At 54.9% G+C, this 16,433-nt stretch carries 16 protein-coding genes; 10 read left to right on the top strand and 6 right to left on the bottom strand.

Annotated elements, in window-relative coordinates; all coding sequences use genetic code 11:
* Positions 1–34: 34 nt before the first annotated feature.
* The 6 genes from AC6EMZ_RS15575 to mazF all read left to right on the top strand — a co-directional run bounded on the left by AC6EMZ_RS15575 (position 35) and on the right by mazF (position 7,401).
* On the top strand, positions 35–3,775 hold the full coding sequence (locus AC6EMZ_RS15575) for a nitrate reductase subunit alpha (protein ID WP_498403488.1): 3,741 nt from the start codon (positions 35–37) through the stop codon (positions 3,773–3,775).
* Entirely contained in the window at positions 3,772–5,316 is a 1,545-nt protein-coding gene (gene narH, locus AC6EMZ_RS15570) for a nitrate reductase subunit beta (protein WP_498403487.1), read from the top strand. Before AC6EMZ_RS15575 ends, narH begins: the two co-directional genes overlap by 4 nt.
* The gene (gene narW, locus AC6EMZ_RS15565; protein ID WP_498403486.1) at positions 5,316–6,011 is read left to right on the top strand and encodes a nitrate reductase molybdenum cofactor assembly chaperone; all 696 of its coding nucleotides are present in this window, start codon (positions 5,316–5,318) and stop codon (positions 6,009–6,011) included. The genes narH and narW overlap by 1 nt, the downstream gene beginning before the upstream one ends.
* Positions 6,008–6,688: a respiratory nitrate reductase subunit gamma gene (narI, locus tag AC6EMZ_RS15560; protein ID WP_498403485.1), complete on the top strand. Its 681-nt coding sequence runs from the start codon at positions 6,008–6,010 to the stop codon at positions 6,686–6,688. Before narW ends, narI begins: the two co-directional genes overlap by 4 nt.
* A 138-nt stretch (positions 6,689–6,826) precedes the next feature.
* Positions 6,827–7,075 carry an AbrB/MazE/SpoVT family DNA-binding domain-containing protein gene (locus AC6EMZ_RS15555; RefSeq protein WP_498403484.1) on the top strand — a complete coding sequence of 83 codons (249 nt, stop codon included), beginning with the start codon at positions 6,827–6,829 and terminating at the stop codon, positions 7,073–7,075.
* Positions 7,075–7,401, top strand: a complete 327-nt coding sequence (gene mazF / locus AC6EMZ_RS15550; protein ID WP_498403483.1) for an endoribonuclease MazF — start codon at positions 7,075–7,077, stop codon at positions 7,399–7,401. Before AC6EMZ_RS15555 ends, mazF begins: the two co-directional genes overlap by 1 nt.
* A gap of 29 nt (positions 7,402–7,430) precedes the next feature.
* Here mazF and nhoA read toward each other — a convergent pair whose 3' ends face one another.
* From nhoA to AC6EMZ_RS15530, 4 genes are all read right to left on the bottom strand, one after another.
* Positions 7,431–8,276 (bottom strand): N-hydroxyarylamine O-acetyltransferase, encoded by an 846-nt coding sequence (gene nhoA / locus AC6EMZ_RS15545; protein ID WP_498403481.1) that lies wholly within the window; start codon positions 8,274–8,276, stop codon positions 7,431–7,433.
* Positions 8,277–8,349: 73 nt separating this feature from the next.
* Positions 8,350–10,005, bottom strand: coding sequence for an ABC transporter permease (locus AC6EMZ_RS15540; protein ID WP_498403480.1), 1,656 nt, complete (start codon positions 10,003–10,005; stop codon positions 8,350–8,352).
* Between the two features lie 40 nt (positions 10,006–10,045).
* Positions 10,046–11,014 (bottom strand): ABC transporter substrate-binding protein, encoded by a 969-nt coding sequence (locus AC6EMZ_RS15535; RefSeq protein WP_498403479.1) that lies wholly within the window; start codon positions 11,012–11,014, stop codon positions 10,046–10,048.
* Complete coding sequence (locus tag AC6EMZ_RS15530) at positions 11,011–11,703, bottom strand: ABC transporter ATP-binding protein (RefSeq protein ID WP_498403478.1); 693 nt, start codon at positions 11,701–11,703, stop codon at positions 11,011–11,013. The genes AC6EMZ_RS15535 and AC6EMZ_RS15530 overlap by 4 nt, the downstream gene beginning before the upstream one ends.
* 135 nt (positions 11,704–11,838) lie before the next feature.
* Between AC6EMZ_RS15530 and AC6EMZ_RS15525 the strand changes: the two genes are divergently transcribed.
* The 3 genes from AC6EMZ_RS15525 to AC6EMZ_RS15515 all read left to right on the top strand — a co-directional run bounded on the left by AC6EMZ_RS15525 (position 11,839) and on the right by AC6EMZ_RS15515 (position 13,359).
* A complete protein-coding gene (locus tag AC6EMZ_RS15525; protein ID WP_498403477.1) occupies positions 11,839–12,411 on the top strand; it encodes a flavin reductase family protein in 573 nt (190 codons plus the stop codon).
* A 134-nt stretch (positions 12,412–12,545) separates the two neighbouring features.
* Complete coding sequence (locus AC6EMZ_RS15520; RefSeq protein WP_498403476.1) at positions 12,546–12,905, top strand: CHAP domain-containing protein; 360 nt, start codon at positions 12,546–12,548, stop codon at positions 12,903–12,905.
* A 1-nt stretch (position 12,906) separates the two neighbouring features.
* On the top strand, positions 12,907–13,359 hold the full coding sequence (locus AC6EMZ_RS15515) for a DUF3828 domain-containing protein (RefSeq protein ID WP_498403474.1): 453 nt from the start codon (positions 12,907–12,909) through the stop codon (positions 13,357–13,359).
* Between the two features lie 67 nt (positions 13,360–13,426).
* Here the strand turns inward: AC6EMZ_RS15515 and pptA are convergent, their stop codons facing one another.
* On the bottom strand, positions 13,427–13,657 hold the full coding sequence (gene pptA / locus AC6EMZ_RS15510) for a tautomerase PptA (RefSeq protein ID WP_498403473.1): 231 nt from the start codon (positions 13,655–13,657) through the stop codon (positions 13,427–13,429).
* Positions 13,658–13,869: 212 nt separating this feature from the next.
* Between pptA and AC6EMZ_RS15505 the strand changes: the two genes are divergently transcribed.
* Positions 13,870–15,090, top strand: coding sequence for a multidrug effflux MFS transporter (locus AC6EMZ_RS15505; protein WP_498403472.1), 1,221 nt, complete (start codon positions 13,870–13,872; stop codon positions 15,088–15,090).
* A 121-nt stretch (positions 15,091–15,211) separates the two neighbouring features.
* Here the strand turns inward: AC6EMZ_RS15505 and AC6EMZ_RS15500 are convergent, their stop codons facing one another.
* Positions 15,212–16,261, bottom strand: a complete 1,050-nt coding sequence (locus AC6EMZ_RS15500; protein WP_498403471.1) for an alpha/beta hydrolase — start codon at positions 16,259–16,261, stop codon at positions 15,212–15,214.
* Between the last annotated feature and the right edge of the window lie 172 nt (positions 16,262–16,433).

The raw sequence follows: 16,433 nt of genomic DNA, 5'->3' as shown, positions 1-16,433 counted from the left end.
ACGGGGCCGGAGTTGCCCCGTCAGGAGAAACGTCATGAGTAAACTGTTGGATCGCTTTCGTTATTTCAAACAAAAAGGCGAGTCTTTTGCCGACGGGCACGGTCAGGTGTATCACACCAACCGCGACTGGGAAGACAGCTATCGCCAGCGCTGGCAGTTCGATAAAATTGTACGATCCACTCACGGCGTGAACTGTACCGGCTCCTGTAGCTGGAAGATTTACGTCAAAAATGGCCTGGTGACGTGGGAAACGCAGCAAACCGACTACCCCCGCACTCGCCCTGACCTGCCCAATCACGAACCGCGCGGCTGCCCGCGAGGTGCAAGCTACTCCTGGTATCTGTATAGCGCCAACCGCCTGAAGTATCCCCTGGTGCGCCGCAAGTTGATTGAACTGTGGCGTGAAGCGCTGGGTCAGCACAGCGATCCGGTGAACGCCTGGAACGCGATCATGAGCGATCCGCAAAAGACCCAAAGCTACAAACAGGCACGCGGACACGGTGGTTTTATCCGCTCAAACTGGAAAGAGCTGAATCAGCTGATTGCCGCCGCCAACGTCTGGACGATAAAACAGTACGGTCCGGATCGCGTCGCCGGTTTTTCGCCTATACCCGCCATGTCGATGGTGTCGTACGCCGCCGGTACACGTTATCTCTCGCTGCTCGGCGGCACCTGCCTGAGCTTTTACGACTGGTACTGCGATCTCCCGCCCGCCTCGCCGATGACCTGGGGCGAGCAGACCGACGTGCCGGAATCCGCCGACTGGTACAACTCCAGCTATATCATCGCCTGGGGCTCTAACGTGCCGCAGACGCGCACGCCGGATGCCCACTTCTTCACCGAGGTGCGCTACAAAGGCACCAAAACCATAGCCATCACGCCGGATTTCTCGGAAGTCGCCAAGCTCAGCGACCAGTGGCTGGCACCTAAACAAGGTACGGACAGCGCGCTCGCCATGGCAATGGGTCATGTGATCCTCAAAGAGTTTCACCTCGACAACCCGAGCGAGTATTTCCTTAACTACTGCCGCCGCTACACCGACATGCCGCTGCTGGTGATGCTGGACGAGCGCGAGGACGGCAGCCTGGTGCCGGGGCGCATGCTGCGTGCCTCCGATCTGGCGGACGGTCTGGGCGAAGCCAATAATCCGGAATGGAAAACCATCGCCTTTAACGTGGTGGGCGACCTGGTGGCACCCAACGGATCGATTGGTTTCCGCTGGGGAGAAAAAGGCAAATGGAACCTCGAACCGGTGGCGGCAGGTCAGGAAATCGAGCTGACGCTGTCGCTTTTGATTACTCACGATAACGTGTCGAACGTGGCATTCCCCTACTTTGGCGGCAATGAAAATCCGCATTTTCGCAGCGTGAAGCAGGAACCAGTGCTCATTCGCAAGGTGCCGTCAAAAACCTTAACCCTCGCCGAAGGCAGCCAGAAGCAGGTCGCCAGCGTTTACGATTTGGTGCTGGCAAACTATGGGCTGGACCGCGGCCTTGACGATGAAAACGCCGCCAAAGACTACGCCGAGGTCAAAGCCTATTCTCCCGCCTGGGGCGAGCAGATTACCGGCGTACCGCGTCGCCATATCGAACAAATCGCCCGCGAGTTTGCCGATACCGCAAATAAAACCCACGGTCGTTCGATGATCATTCTGGGTGCGGGCGTTAACCACTGGTATCACATGGACATGAACTACCGTGGGATGATCAACATGCTGGTCTTCTGCGGCTGCGTGGGGAAAAGCGGCGGCGGCTGGTCGCACTACGTCGGCCAGGAAAAACTGCGCCCGCAAACCGGCTGGCTGCCGTTGGCCTTCGCGCTGGACTGGAACCGCCCACCGCGCCAGATGAACAACACCTCCTATTTCTACAACCACGCCAGCCAGTGGCGCTACGAAAAACTCACCGCGCAGGAGTTGCTTTCACCACTGGCGGATGCGTCGAAGTTTACCGGGCATTTGATCGACTTTAACGTGCGTGCCGAACGCATGGGCTGGCTGCCCTCCGCGCCACAGCTGGACCTGAATCCGCTACACATCAAGGCTCGCGCTGACGCAGCGGGCATGACGCCGCAGGATTACACCGTGCAGGCGCTAAAATCAGGTGACGTTCGCTTCGCTTGCGAGCAGCCGGACAACGGCAAAAACCATCCGCGCAACCTGTTCGTCTGGCGCTCAAACCTTCTCGGCTCGTCCGGCAAGGGCCACGAGTACATGCTCAAGTACCTGCTCGGAACAGAGAGCGGCATTCAGGGCGACGATCTTGGCTCAACCGATGGCGTCAAACCAGAAGAAGTCGAATGGCAAACCGCCGCTATCGAAGGCAAGCTCGACCTGCTGGTGACGCTCGACTTTCGCATGTCCAGCACCTGCCTGTTCTCGGACATCGTGCTGCCGACCGCGACCTGGTATGAAAAAGACGACATGAATACCTCGGATATGCATCCGTTTATTCACCCGCTCTCTGCCGCCGTCGATCCCGCCTGGGAATCACGCAGCGACTGGGAAATCTATAAAGGGCTCGCCAAAGTGTTCTCGGAGGTGTGCGTCGGCCATTTGGGCACCGAAACCGACGTGGTGCTACACCCGCTTCAGCACGACTCTCCGGCGGAGCTGTCTCAGCCGTTTGATATTCAGGACTGGCGCAAAGGCGAGTGCGAGTTAATCCCCGGCAAAACTGCGCCGAATATCGCCGTGGTTGAGCGCAACTATCCTGAAACCTACGAGCGATTTACCTCGCTCGGCCCACTGATGGACAAGCTAGGCAACGGCGGGAAAGGCATTTCCTGGAACACGCAGGAAGAGATCGACTTCCTCGGCAAGCTGAATTACGTCAAGCTCGACGGCCCGGCAAAAGGTCGCCCGCTGATTGATACCGCGATTGATGCCTCAGAGGTGATACTGGCGCTCGCGCCAGAAACCAATGGTCATGTGGCGGTGAAAGCCTGGAAGGCGTTAAGCGAGTTTACCGGTCGCGAACACAGCCATCTGGCGCTCAACAAAGAAGACGAAAAAATTCGCTTCCGTGATATTCAGGCCCAACCGCGCAAAATCATCTCCAGCCCAACCTGGTCCGGCATCGAGAGCGAACACGTCTCCTACAACGCCGGATACACCAACGTTCACGAGCTGATCCCGTGGCGCACGCTCTCCGGGCGTCAGCAGTTGTATCAAGATCATCAGTGGATGCGCGCCTTCGGTGAAAGCCTGGTGGCCTATCGTCCGCCCATTGATACCCGCAGCGTGACGCACATGCGTGAGATCCCGCCTAACGGCTTCCCGGAAAAAGCGCTGAACTTCCTGACACCGCACCAGAAATGGGGCATTCACTCTACCTACAGCGAAAACCTGCTGATGCAAACCCTGTCGCGCGGTGGGCCAATTGTCTGGATAAGCGAAGCTGATGCCAAAGAGTTAGACATCGAGGATAACGACTGGATCGAGGCCTTTAACGCCAACGGCGCCCTCACCGCCCGCGCGGTGGTCAGCCAGCGCGTGCCGCCGGGCATGACCATGATGTATCACGCGCAGGAGCGCATCCTGAACATTCCAGGCTCGGAAGTGACCGGACGACGCGGCGGGATCCACAACTCCGTCACCCGCGTCTGCCCGAAACCCACGCACATGATCGGCGGCTACGCGCAACTGGCCTACAGCTTCAACTACTACGGCACAGTCGGCTCGAATCGCGACGAGTTCATCATGATCCGCAAAATGAAAAACATTAACTGGCTGGATGGCGAAGGTCGGGATCAGGTACAGGAGGCGAAAAAATGAAAATACGCTCACAGGTTGGAATGGTTCTGAATCTCGACAAATGCATCGGCTGCCACACCTGCTCGGTGACGTGTAAAAACGTCTGGACCGGGCGCGAAGGCATGGAATACGCGTGGTTTAACAACGTCGAAACCAAACCGGGTATCGGCTATCCCAAAAACTGGGAAGACCAGGACGAGGGGCAAGGCGGCTGGGTGCGCAGCATCACCGGTAAGTTAACGCCACGCCTCGGCGGACGCGTGGGCGTGCTGTCGAAAATTTTCGCCAACCCGTCGCTGCCGGGCATCGACGATTACTACGAACCGTTCACCTTTGACTATCAGGATCTGCACCGCGCGCCGGAAGGCGATCATCTGCCCACCGCCCGCCCACGTTCGCTGATTAGCGGCAAACGAATGGACAAAATCGTCGGCGGCCCCAACTGGGATGAGCTGCTCGGCGGCGAGTTCGAGAAACGCGCTCGCGACCGCAACTTCGACAAGATGCAAAAGGAGATGTACGGTCAGTTCGAAAACACCTTCATGATGTACCTTCCGCGCCTGTGTGAGCACTGCCTTAACCCAAGCTGCGTCGCCACCTGCCCGAGCGGTGCTATCTACAAACGTGAAGAAGACGGCATTGTGCTGATCGACCAGGACAAATGCCGTGGCTGGCGCATGTGCATTAGCGGCTGTCCGTACAAAAAAATCTACTTCAACTGGAAAAGCGGCAAGTCAGAAAAATGCATCTTCTGCTACCCGCGCATTGAATCCGGCCAGCCGACCGTGTGTTCGGAAACCTGCGTCGGGCGTATCCGCTATCTCGGCGTGCTGCTGTACGATGCAGACCGTATTGAAGAAGCGGCCAGCACCGAGCATGAAACCGATCTGTACGAGCGCCAGTGCGACGTATTCCTGAACCCGCACGATCCGGCGGTTATTGAAGAAGCGTTCAAACAAGGCATCCCGCAAAACGTTATCGACGCCGCGCAACGCTCGCCGGTATATAAAATGGCGATGGACTGGAAGCTGGCCCTGCCGCTGCATCCGGAATACCGCACGCTGCCGATGGTCTGGTACGTACCGCCGCTGTCGCCGATTCAGTCCTACGCCGATGCGGGCGGCCTGCCGCAGACCGACAGCATCCTGCCCGCAGTCGAAAGCCTGCGTATTCCGGTGCAGTATCTGGCGAATATGCTCAGCGCAGGCGATCCCGGCCCGGTGCTGCGCGCGCTGAAACGCATGATGGCAATGCGCCACTACAAGCGTTCACAAACCGTTGAAGGCGTCACCGATACCCGCGCCATCGACGAAGTGGGTCTGAGCGTTGAGCAGGTTGAAGAGATGTATCGCTATCTCGCCATCGCCAACTACGAAGACCGCTTCGTGATCCCGACCAGCCACCGCGAAATGGCCCGCGATGCCTTCCCGGAGAAAAACGGTTGCGGCTTTACCTTCGGCGACGGCTGCCACGGCTCCGACACCAAATTCAACCTCTTCAACAGCAGCCGTATCGACGCCATCAACATCGACGAGGTGCGCAAGCATGGGGAGGGTGAATAATGCAAATCCTCAAAATCATCGCCCTGCTGATCGAGTATCCCGACGAGACGCTGTGGGAAAATCGCGACGAGGCCCTTTCCCTGATTGAACAAGATGCACCGGCGCTGCTGCCATTTGCGCAGCAGCATCTTGGGGCCTTGCTACTGGATAAACAGGCGCAATGGTGTGAAGTGTTCGAGCGCGGACGCGCCACCTCGCTGCTGTTGTTCGAGCACGTTCACGCCGAGTCGCGCGATCGGGGTCAGGCGATGGTGGACCTGATGGGCCAGTATGAGAAAGCCGGTTTGCAGCTGGATTGCCGCGAACTCCCTGACTATCTGCCGCTCTATCTTGAGTACCTGAGCATTGTGTCCGACGCCGAAGCCCGCGAAGGGTTGCAGAACGTAGCGCCTATTCTGGCCCTGATCGGCGGGCGGTTAAAACAGCGTGACGTCCCGCACTATCAGCTGTTTGACGCCCTGCTTCAGCTTGCCGCCAGCCCGTTAACAAGTGACAGTGTCACGCAGCAGATTGCAGGTGAAAAACGTGACGATACCCGGCAGGCGCTGGATGCGGTATGGGAAGAGGAACAGGTGAAGTTTATTGAGGACAACGCGACCGCCTGCGACAGTTCACCGATGCAGCAATATCAACGACGCTTTAGCCAGGACGTCGCGCCTCAGTACGTTGACGTCGGTGTCGGAGGCCCCAAATGATGCACTATCTGAACGTCTTTTTTTACGATATTTACCCGTACATTTGCGGCACCGTTTTCCTGGTTGGGAGCTGGCTTCGCTATGATTACGGGCAATATACCTGGCGTGCCTCGTCCAGCCAGATGCTCGATAAACGCGGAATGGTGTTGTGGTCGAACCTGTTCCACATCGGTATTCTGGGGATCTTCTTCGGGCATCTGTTTGGCATGCTGACCCCGCACTGGGTTTATTCCTGGTTCCTGCCGATGTCGCAAAAGCAGCTGATGGCGATGATCTTAGGCGGGGTGTGCGGCGTGTTAACGCTGGTTGGTGGCGCGGGATTGTTGGTTCGCCGTCTGACCAATCCGCGTATTCGCGCGACCTCCTCAACCGCGGATATTCTGATCCTCTGCATTTTGCTCATTCAGTGCATCCTGGGGCTGGCAACGATTCCCTTCTCCGCGCAACATCCCGACGGCAGCGAGATGCTGAAACTGGTTGACTGGGCGCAGGGTGTGGTGACCTTCCAGGGCGGCGCATCCGCGCATCTTGACGGTGTCGCGTCTATCTTCCGCGTGCATCTGGTGCTGGGCATGACCATCTTCCTGCTGTTCCCGTTCACGCGCCTGGTACACGTGTGGAGCGCTCCAGTGGAGTATCTGACGCGACGGTATCAGGTGGTGCGATCGCGGCGCTGAGGCTAAAAATGCCCGGTGGCGCTACGCTTACCGGGCCTACCCTGATTTTATAGCCTGACGCACGTATCGACATTGTTGACACAGTAAACCCATAGACCCATAATGGATATACATTGTATATCCATCTGGAGTTTTTTTATGCCACAGGTCACCGTTAAAAAATGGGGAAACAGCCCTTCCGTCAGGCTTCCTGTCGCCGTAATGCGTGAAGCCGAACTGAACGTTGATGATGTGGTGAATATCAACGTAGACGAAGAAGGACGCATCATTTTGTCACCCGTCAGAAACGACGAGCCGTCGCTCGAATCGCTGTTATCAGCCATCACGGATGAAAATCTGCATCACGAAATTTCCTTTGGTAAACCACAAGGTAAGGAGCAGTTGTAATGGATTACGTTCCGGAAGCTGGAGATGTTGTCTGGCTTGATTTTGACCCACAGTCTGGCCATGAACAGGCGGGACATCGACCGGCTTTGGTTATCTCGCCAGCCACTTATAATGGTCGCACCGGTTTAATGCTGTGTTGCCCATTAACGTCGCAGGTTAAGGGATATCCTTTTGAGGTCGCCATCAGCGGCGCTCGGCCCAGCGTTGCTCTTGCCGACCAGATAAAGAGTATGGACTGGCAGGCAAGAAACGCTATAAAAAAGGGAACGGCAACAGTTGAAGAACTCGAGTCCGTAAGAATGCGGACAAAAGTACTTATCGGCTAAATGCTAAGGGGCAAACGCCCCTTCCCGTCCTATTTCCCCGCTTCCGGGTGTGTATCAAATCCCGCCATAACCGCCGTCAGTTCCGCCAGCGTAAATCCATGCTTAGGATCGTCCACGCCCAGACCAAATCTTTCCTTCATGAGTTCATAAAGTGCAGCTGCATCGGGTAAGTTAATCTGCTCGATGGCTTGCGTTCCCTGCCAGTGGGTAAAGTGGAAATTGGTGAGGGTTAGCTTGCCGCCGTCCGGCAGATGACGACACATCAGCAAATGGTGGCGGAAATGAGATTGCGGCCAGTGGGCTGACCAGAAATTGCCCATCACGTAATCGGTGAAATACTGTGTTGCCAGATCGAAGTGGTACATAGACTGCCAATGTTCGTGATGGCGGAACTGCAACACCCAGTCGTTGCCCTCGCTCATCAGGCGGTACAATCCATGCGGTGTGGCCTGCTCGACGCCCGCGATCAGCCGGATTGGCGCGGTTAGCGTCTGCCCACCAAACCCCACGTCGGCAATCCAGCGTTCACCGCTGAGTTCAACCAGAATCAGACGATGCGTGCGTGGCGGCATTTGCGGTGGATTCGCCAGTATCACGCGGCCCAGCACGCTGCGAACGTTAAAACCGACCTCCCGTAATACACGCTCGAAAAGCCCGTTTTGCTCAAAACAATATCCTCCGCGACGGGCAGAAACGAGTTTGTCGGCTACGGATTGATCGTCGAGTTGGATTTCACGCGGTAGCACCACGTCAATATTCTCAAACGGAATCGAGGCGTTATGCTGTAAATGCAGAGCGCGCAGGGTATCGAGATCAACGGATACCGGCTGCTGCATGCCGATTCGGGCTAAATACGCGATCAGAAATGGGGACATCGTGATGCTTCCTTGAAAAGAGATTCCCTGTTTATAAACTATTTTGACGTCCCCACTGGCGCAAAAGTGCTTTTTATCTGCGAGCCCCTCGCTGCACGATCCCAAGCGCGGTCAGCATCAATATCAGCCCGGTTAACAGCGTTAACGTCGCCATCGCCATTCCTTGCCCAATCGAGCCTTGTTCAAACTGACGCCAGATAAACACCGACACCGTCTGCGTTCCGGCGGGTGCAAGCAGCAGCGACGTCACCAGCTCGCGCGACGCAATCGCGAACACCATCAACATCGCTGCCAGCATCGCGGGCGACACTAGCGGCAGGACGATAAACCGTAGCGCCTGGAATGCCGACGCCCCATGAACCCGCGCGGCAGGTTCAAGATTGCCACCGAGCTGGCGCAGTGCGCTGCCGACATAACGCACCGGCCACGGGAGCAGCAGGCAGCAGTAGGAAAGCAGCAATATGGCCCAACTGTTGTACGGCGAAACGGGCCAGAATGCGCGGTTCCATAGCAGGATCAGTCCCACGCCGACCACGATCCCCGGAAGTGCGGCAGGCATCAGCGACAACGCATCGAGCACCCCGCGCCCTTTTATCTTTTGCATCACCACCAGCCACGAAACAACCAGGCCAATCAGGCCGGTGATAAGAGCGGTGCCGAGTGCCAGAGACAGGCTGGTGCCGAGCGCGGTTAGCGCATCTCCCTGCTGACTGAACAACGCCGCATAATGCGAGAGGGTTAAGTTATCAGGAGTGACGCCGCCGGAGAGTGTTCCCAGCACGCCAGAGAGCGCCATGGATGCACCGGGAAGAATGACTGCGATCGTACCGATCAACGCCATCATCAGCACGATCGGAAGCGTAAACACGCCTGCATCCGCGCCCATATTTTCAGTCGGTTTGCCCGTCACGCTGGTCACATCCCGATCGCCCGTCAGCTTTTTCTGTAGCCACCAGGCGCATAACGCTATGGTCACCAGCACCACAGAAAGCAACGACGCGCCGGAGAGATCTATCGGCCAGTCGGCCAGTTTTTTCTCAATACCGGTGGTTAACATCAGCACTCCAGAGCGAGTCCCTAATGCTGCCGGAACGCCGTATTCTTCGATTGCCAACGTGAAGGACAGCAGCATCCCCGCCGCCAGCGCCGGAGAGACCATCGGCAGCGTAATATGCCAAAAGGCGCGCCAGGCGCTGGCTCCGTGGACACGTGCCACCATCGCCAGCCGTTGTCCGCTGGCAAGCAAGCTGCGAGAAACCGCGAAATAAATCACCGGGAAAATATTCAGCGCCATCACCAGCACGATGCCCGTTTTGCTGAACAGCAGAGTGTTCAGATTAAGCCCGGTGATCTGCTGCAAATAGCCGTTGGTCTGTAATACCAGCATCCACGACAGCGCAGCGATATAGGGCGGCGTCAGAAATGGAATCAAAAACAACAGGTCCCACAGACGCGGTAACGGCAGATTAAAGAGTCCACGAGCGACACCGAGCGGAAGGCCTATCAGCATGCTGACCAGCGCAACGCCGAAGGCAATTTGCAACGTACCACCCAGCATTGAGGCTAACTGCGGCTCACCGAACAGGACGTTAATCCCGGTGAAAGCGCCAGATAGCGAACCGGCGCTTAACTGCGGAAAAACCGCCTGTAAAAGGATGAAGACAAGGGGAAGCGCCACCAGAATCCCCAGCAGCGTAAACGTCATCAGAGCGAGTAGTCGTTGATTCACGAGGCAATCCAAAAGACGGGGCTGCCCCCGTCAACGTGATTTACAGAGAGAAGATGGCGTTGAAACGCTTGAGGATATCGCCGCGCTCGCTACTGCCGTCGCTTTTGGTTGGCAGGATTTTCAACTCGTTGAGCAGCGGGCGTTTGGCCTTCACGTCAACGCGCGCTGGCATCAGCCATGCATCGGCGACCATAGCCTGGCCTTCGGGTGATAAGACGTAATCCACAAATGCTTTTGCATCGTCAGCATGCTGTGTAGATTTGAGGATCATCATCGGGCGTGGGGCAATCACCGTGCCGCTGGCCGGGAAGATCACCTTCAGGGATTCACCCTGGTTGATGTTGCCGTAAGAGACATAATCCACCGCGCCAAAAACGGCCGCTTTTGCGCCCTGCATTACCGGCGTGACCGCCTGGGCGTTAGGGCCGCTGACCACCATGCCGTTCTTTTTCAGTTCATCAAACAGCGACCAGGCTTTGTCGCCCATGCCGTTTTGCAGACCGATCAGCAAATCCAGCGAGGCACCTGAAAGAGCCGGGTCGGGCGTGGTGACTTTATCCTTAAACGCCTCGGTCGTCAGGTCTTGCCACTCTTTGGGCTCTGGCGTGCCGCTTTTGGTATTCCATACAATGCCCAGCGCGGAGATGCCCTGAGCCACATAATCGGCAGATTTCAGCTCAGCCGGGACTTTCTCGGCATTGGCACTCTGGTACGGCAGCAGCCAGCCGCGAGTGTGCAGATCTTCAGCGGTATCCCACGAGGCAGAAATTAAAATATCCGCCTGCGGATTAGCCTGTTCGGCTTCCAGTCGCGCCATCACCTTACCGGTGGTCGCCTGGAAAATATCGACCTTAACGCCGCTTTTCTTTTCAAAACCGCTGGCCAGGTTTTTCGCAAGCGATCCTGGCCCGGCGGTGTAAACGGTCAGCGCGTGAGCACTGGACATCATGACGGAAGATAACGCCATCGCGAGCAAAACTCCTTTGTTGACGGATAATGACTTTTTCATGCGAACTCCCCTGAGGATGAAATCAAACGATCGGCAGCGACGCTGCCAGCAGATAAATGCACGATTCGATCGGCCAGAATTTCAGCCTCCCGGCGATCGTGAGTCACGTAAACGGCAGTGGTCCCGAGCTGGCGCAGCAGCGTGGCCATCTCCTGACACAGGGATTCGCGCAGTTCGCTATCAAGGTTAGAGAGCGGCTCGTCAAACAGCAGAACGCGCGGCTCGGCGACAATCGCCCGAGCCAGCGCCACGCGCTGCTGTTGCCCGCCAGACAGCCCGGCAGGTTTGCGATCGGCAAACTCGCACAGACCGACTCGCGCCAGCGCTTGTGCCACACGTGTTTCGCATGCCTGACGAGGGATATTGCGCATCTTCAGCGGAAACGCGACGTTCTGCGCCACCGTCATGTGCGGCCATAGCGCGTAATCCTGGAAGACCATGCCGATATCGCGCGCCTCTGGTGGCAACGACCATCCGGCTTTCGCTACCAGGCGATCGCCAAAGTGGATCTCACCTTGCGCGGGCGACGTTAAGCCCGCGAGCAGTCGCAGCAGCGTGCTTTTCCCGCAGCCAGAAGGACCGAGCAGCGCAACGACACTCCCCGCCTCAATGTGCAGATCGATTTGATTTAATACGGTGTTCGCACCAAAAGCGTAAGACACGCCGTTGAGCGAGATATCGGTGACCATCTTGTATCCTCTTTGGGATTTGATGTTCGCCACTGTAGGTAGCCAATATGACGAATGCATGACGATCGTGTTGCGTCTTGATTTCATCCCCGTTTCAGTCGTTTAATGCGCTTGACTACCCACTGAGGAATTTCTATGAGCCACTTTCGTCCCGTCGAGTTGAAACACGCCAGCCGCCTTTTGAATCACGGCCCCACCGTGCTGATCACCAGTCGTGATGACAGCATTGGCAGACGTAACGTGATGGCCGCAGCCTGGTCGATGCCGGTTGAATTTGAGCCCCCGCGAATGGCCATTGTGGTCGACAAAAGCGCCTGGTCGCGGGAGCTAATCGAGCGCAGCGGCACGTTTGGGATAGTGATTCCGGGTGTGGCGGCAGCCAACTGGACCTACGCCGTAGGCAGCGTCAGCGGTCGTGATGAAGATAAGTTCAACAGCTATGGTATTCCGGTAGTGAATGGCCCGGTTTTAGGTCTGCCGATGATAGAGGAAAAATGTCTGGCGTGGATGGAGTGTCGTTTATTGCCAGCAACGTCTGCGGCAGAAAAATACGACACGCTCTTTGGCGAAGTGGTGGCGGCCGCAGCGGATGAACGCGCATTTGTGGCGGGACGTTGGTTATTTGATAGCGACAAGCTGAATACGCTGCATCATCTGGGGGCGGGAACGTTTGTGACGAGCGGGAAAATAGTGAAGGCACCGAATTGACTATATCTATTATATTTCAATGATTCATAGAGATTCTATATAACACAATTTGTCTACCGCAGAAGGCGATAGAAAGCGCTTATTGTCAACGTCGTTGCATTAGCAACGCATTGTCGAATGGAGCGCGTAATAGAATGTCATGGAATAAATATGCTGCCGTTGTATATGCCAGAAATCATGTTTTTCACGAGAGTCACAGAAAGTGTGAACTCTTCGTTAAAAACGCCATTATTGCAGGAGGGTTACCCATCAAGGGGACTAGTTCTGCAAAAGATATGGGTCTTACGTTAACACAGGTCGGTTTTCAAAAGGTCTATGGCGCTCCGCAGCTGGGTGACGTTGCGGTGATACAATCGATAGTGAATCACCCCGACGGTCATGTTTGTATTTATGACGGGCATCAGTGGTTAAGTGATTTTGCTCAGCGCACCTTGTACCCTGGCGGTGCTTACCGGAAAGCTCACCCTGATTATCAGCTTTACAGGCACTACTGATATGAAAAAAATCATCATTATTGCCGCACTGATTACATGTTCAGCCCAGGCGAAATACAGTGATACCGCATCTCAAGCGGCGCTGAAATTTAATAAATGGTATCTCGCTCAGGTCACTGCGGAACGTTATCCTATAACGGATGGCGCTGAAATAGAAAAATATGTCACGGTCGAAACCTTAAAAAGGTTACGTCATGCGCAGGATCCCCGTTTTGCTGATGATGAATTTTATGATGCAGATTTCTTCCTGAAGTCGCAGGATATTGGAGAAGATTGGACTAAACATCTGTCAGTGATAGCTTCTGAATACGATCCCATCTGCACAAACATTTATGTCTCATTCGGCGAAAAGAACAACCATACCGTTATTGACTGTATGGTAAAGGAAAAAGGAGTCTGGAAAGTTCAGTCTGTTGCCAGACAAAAAATAAGCGAGAATGAACTGCTTAAATAATCATTAAAAAATTCGCGGATACACGTCAAATGCCGCCGGGCAGCGATGCGCAACCCGGCTTATCAACTTACATCGAGTAACCCGGTTTCTTAATCAACTCATCAAGCTTCGGTCCAATCTCCGTATCCCAGACCTGCGCTTTCCAGTCTTCCTGCTGAATCTGCTGTAACGCAACGGACACCGAGCCGTCCTTACTGTTGAAATGACGGATAATCACCTCAGCTATGTCCGCCGCCAGTGCGGTTTTTTGCTCTTCATTCAAGTCTCGGGGAAAACATTTGATATCGACGTGCGGCATGTGCAGGCTTCCTGTTGTGAACGAGTATTCCAGGATATCAGATTATCCTGGGCTAAGGCTAAGATAAGCGCCTGTTCAAACCATACTTTCTCTGCCTTCACAATTCACAATATTAATGAATGTCATTCATAGTCCCTATGCTCCCGCCTGTGATTATCCGCATGAACAAACCCGTTAACATGCCCTTATCTCTTCGCCTCTAACGGATCACCATGCTTAATCAACAGGCACGTACACAGTCGGCTGCCGCTAAAAAAACCGGGCTATCGTTTCTGCTCATTCTCAGCGCCCTGATGGCTGTTACCTCTTTATCAACCGACATCTATCTTCCGGCGATGCCGGTTATGGCTAAAGATTTACAGGGTAATGCTGAGCTGACCATCACAGGATTTTTGATCGGCTTTTGCATCGCACAGCTGATTTGGGGACCCATTAGCGACCATTTCGGGCGACGCCTGCCACTGTTCATCGGGATGGTTTTATTCGTTATTGGCTCTGTGGGCTGTGCATTATCAACCGATATTGTGCACATCGTCTTTTGGCGCGTATTTCAGGCTTTGGGAGCCTGTACCGGCCCAATGCTGGCGCGAGCGATGATCCGCGATCTGTTTAGTCGCACACGTGCAGCACAAATGCTTTCAACTTTGATGATCATTATGGCCATTGCACCCATTGCCGGCCCCCTGATCGGCGGACAAATGATTAAAGTCACTTCGTGGCACGCTATTTTCTGGCTGCTGGCGATTATCGGAACATTAATGCTGATGTCGTTATGTTGGTTACCGGAGACATTACCTGCTGAAAAACGCTCGCAAGCCTCCGTCCCCAAAGCCTTTCACAACTACTATGCCTTGCTCACCAACGCCAAATACATGCGTTTTACGCTATGTCTAACGTTCTACTACGTCGCGGCCTACGCCTTTATCACTGGCTCCCCGTTTGTGTACATCACGTACTTCGGCGTTGATCCGCAGCACTACGGTTGGCTGTTTGCAGTAAACATTGTGGGATTAATGGCGGTGAGTATGGTCAACAGACGCCTGGTTCACCGCTACCCACTGGAAGCGTTGCTCAAGAATGCCGTGTTCATCGCCACGATTGCCGCAACAATATTGGTGGTCGCAACAGGCCTTGGCGTAGGTGGAATGACCGTGATTGTTGGGACCGTATTCGTCTTCTTCTCTATGAATGGCATCATCGCGGCGACATCCACAGCTTGCGCGCTTGACGCAGTGCCTAATGTGGCTGGTTCCGCATCGGCGCTAATGGGGGCGTTACAATACGGCAGCGGCATCATCTCTTCACTGCTTCTCGCCCTGTTCAGTGACGGCACGCCATGGACGATGGGCTGGATAATTGCGTTGTTTACAGCAGCCAGCGCCTTGATGGCATTGACTGTTCAGGTCAAAAACAACTATCCCCTGCCCGAATGATTTTATGAATTTCATTCATAGTGGCAATTAACCATGCGTAATTATCTTTCCTCCCGACTCCGTTAATCTGAACGGTAAATTCTGGATAAGTCGATACCACTGGGGTATCGACCGATGCGGATTAAATATTCTTATCGAAGAAGACGTCTAACTTTTGCATTGCCTGGTCTACATATTTAGGCACCCAATACGTCTCGATATGAGTAGCACCATCGATCAGGAAGAGTTCTTTGTCCTTTGTACCGGTGGCTTTCGCGAACGCATCATCCGTCATATAGAGCGTATCCGCTTTTGTACCGGCAATCATCAGCAGCGGTTTATTGATGAGATTGATATGGTCCGTGACGTCAAAGTTCATCAAGTCTAACAAGCTGCTTGTGGTGTATTTGAACGTTGAATTCGGGTGAGCGTGGGTTTTCCAGTAGTACTCATAGCCCTGGCGATACAAGGCAAAAGGTAATTTAGCGATCTGTTCATCAGTCAGGTTGGCATCGCCGGAGTAAAGCACTTCTCCTCCTGCGGCTTCCTGAGCGCGTGCATCAGAAGCCTGCTGAAGACGCTGCTGGATAGTATCCAGCTGTGAATCCTGCATACCGTTGCGGCGCACAAGGCCTGAATTAAACATGCTGATGGTGGCAATCGATTTGAACCGCTTGTCCGTCTCGGCCGCAACAAGTGAATAACCGCCGCCTCCACAAATACCCAGCAGGCCAAGGCGGGCGGTATCTACACCAGGATACTGGCTGATGTAGTCAGCCATGCCGTGGATATCCTCAATGCGATTAGCGGGTTTATCCACGCTGCGAGGCATACCACCGCTCGCGCCCTGATAAGCCGCGTCGGCGGTAATCGTGATGTAGCCCTGCTCGGCGAGACGCTGGGCATACAACCCGGCGACCTGCTCTTTTACGCCGCCATTAGGATGTGCGACCACCACGGCTGGGTATTTTTGGGCGGGATCGTAGTTAGCTGGGGTATAGACATTCGCAGCAATCTGGATGCCATGCAGATCGTATTTCACGGGGTGAATGTTGACCTTGCCTTTGACGTTCTCGGTGATGGCACCGTCATAGACGAGTGTGAATGGATTTTTTTTGTAATCAGCCGCATTGACTGAGGTCACTCCAGCCATTGCCGTGAGTAGCATTGCACTGATAAGTGTGAATTTCATGGTCTCTCCCATTGAGTGTCGGCCTGGTTTTACAGGCTCGCGGAATCAAATTTGCAGGCTCAGATTAGGCGGAGAGGACTGTCAGCATCGTGACAGGGAAATAACATTTTTGTCAGGAAACGGACTGGGATGGATAAGTGTTTCTGACAACGCTGTCAGGTAACCGTCAGCT

It is taken from the genome of Enterobacter sp. SCRI0065, assembly GCF_059766475.1.
This window is presented reverse-complemented; position numbering and strand designations above follow the sequence as displayed.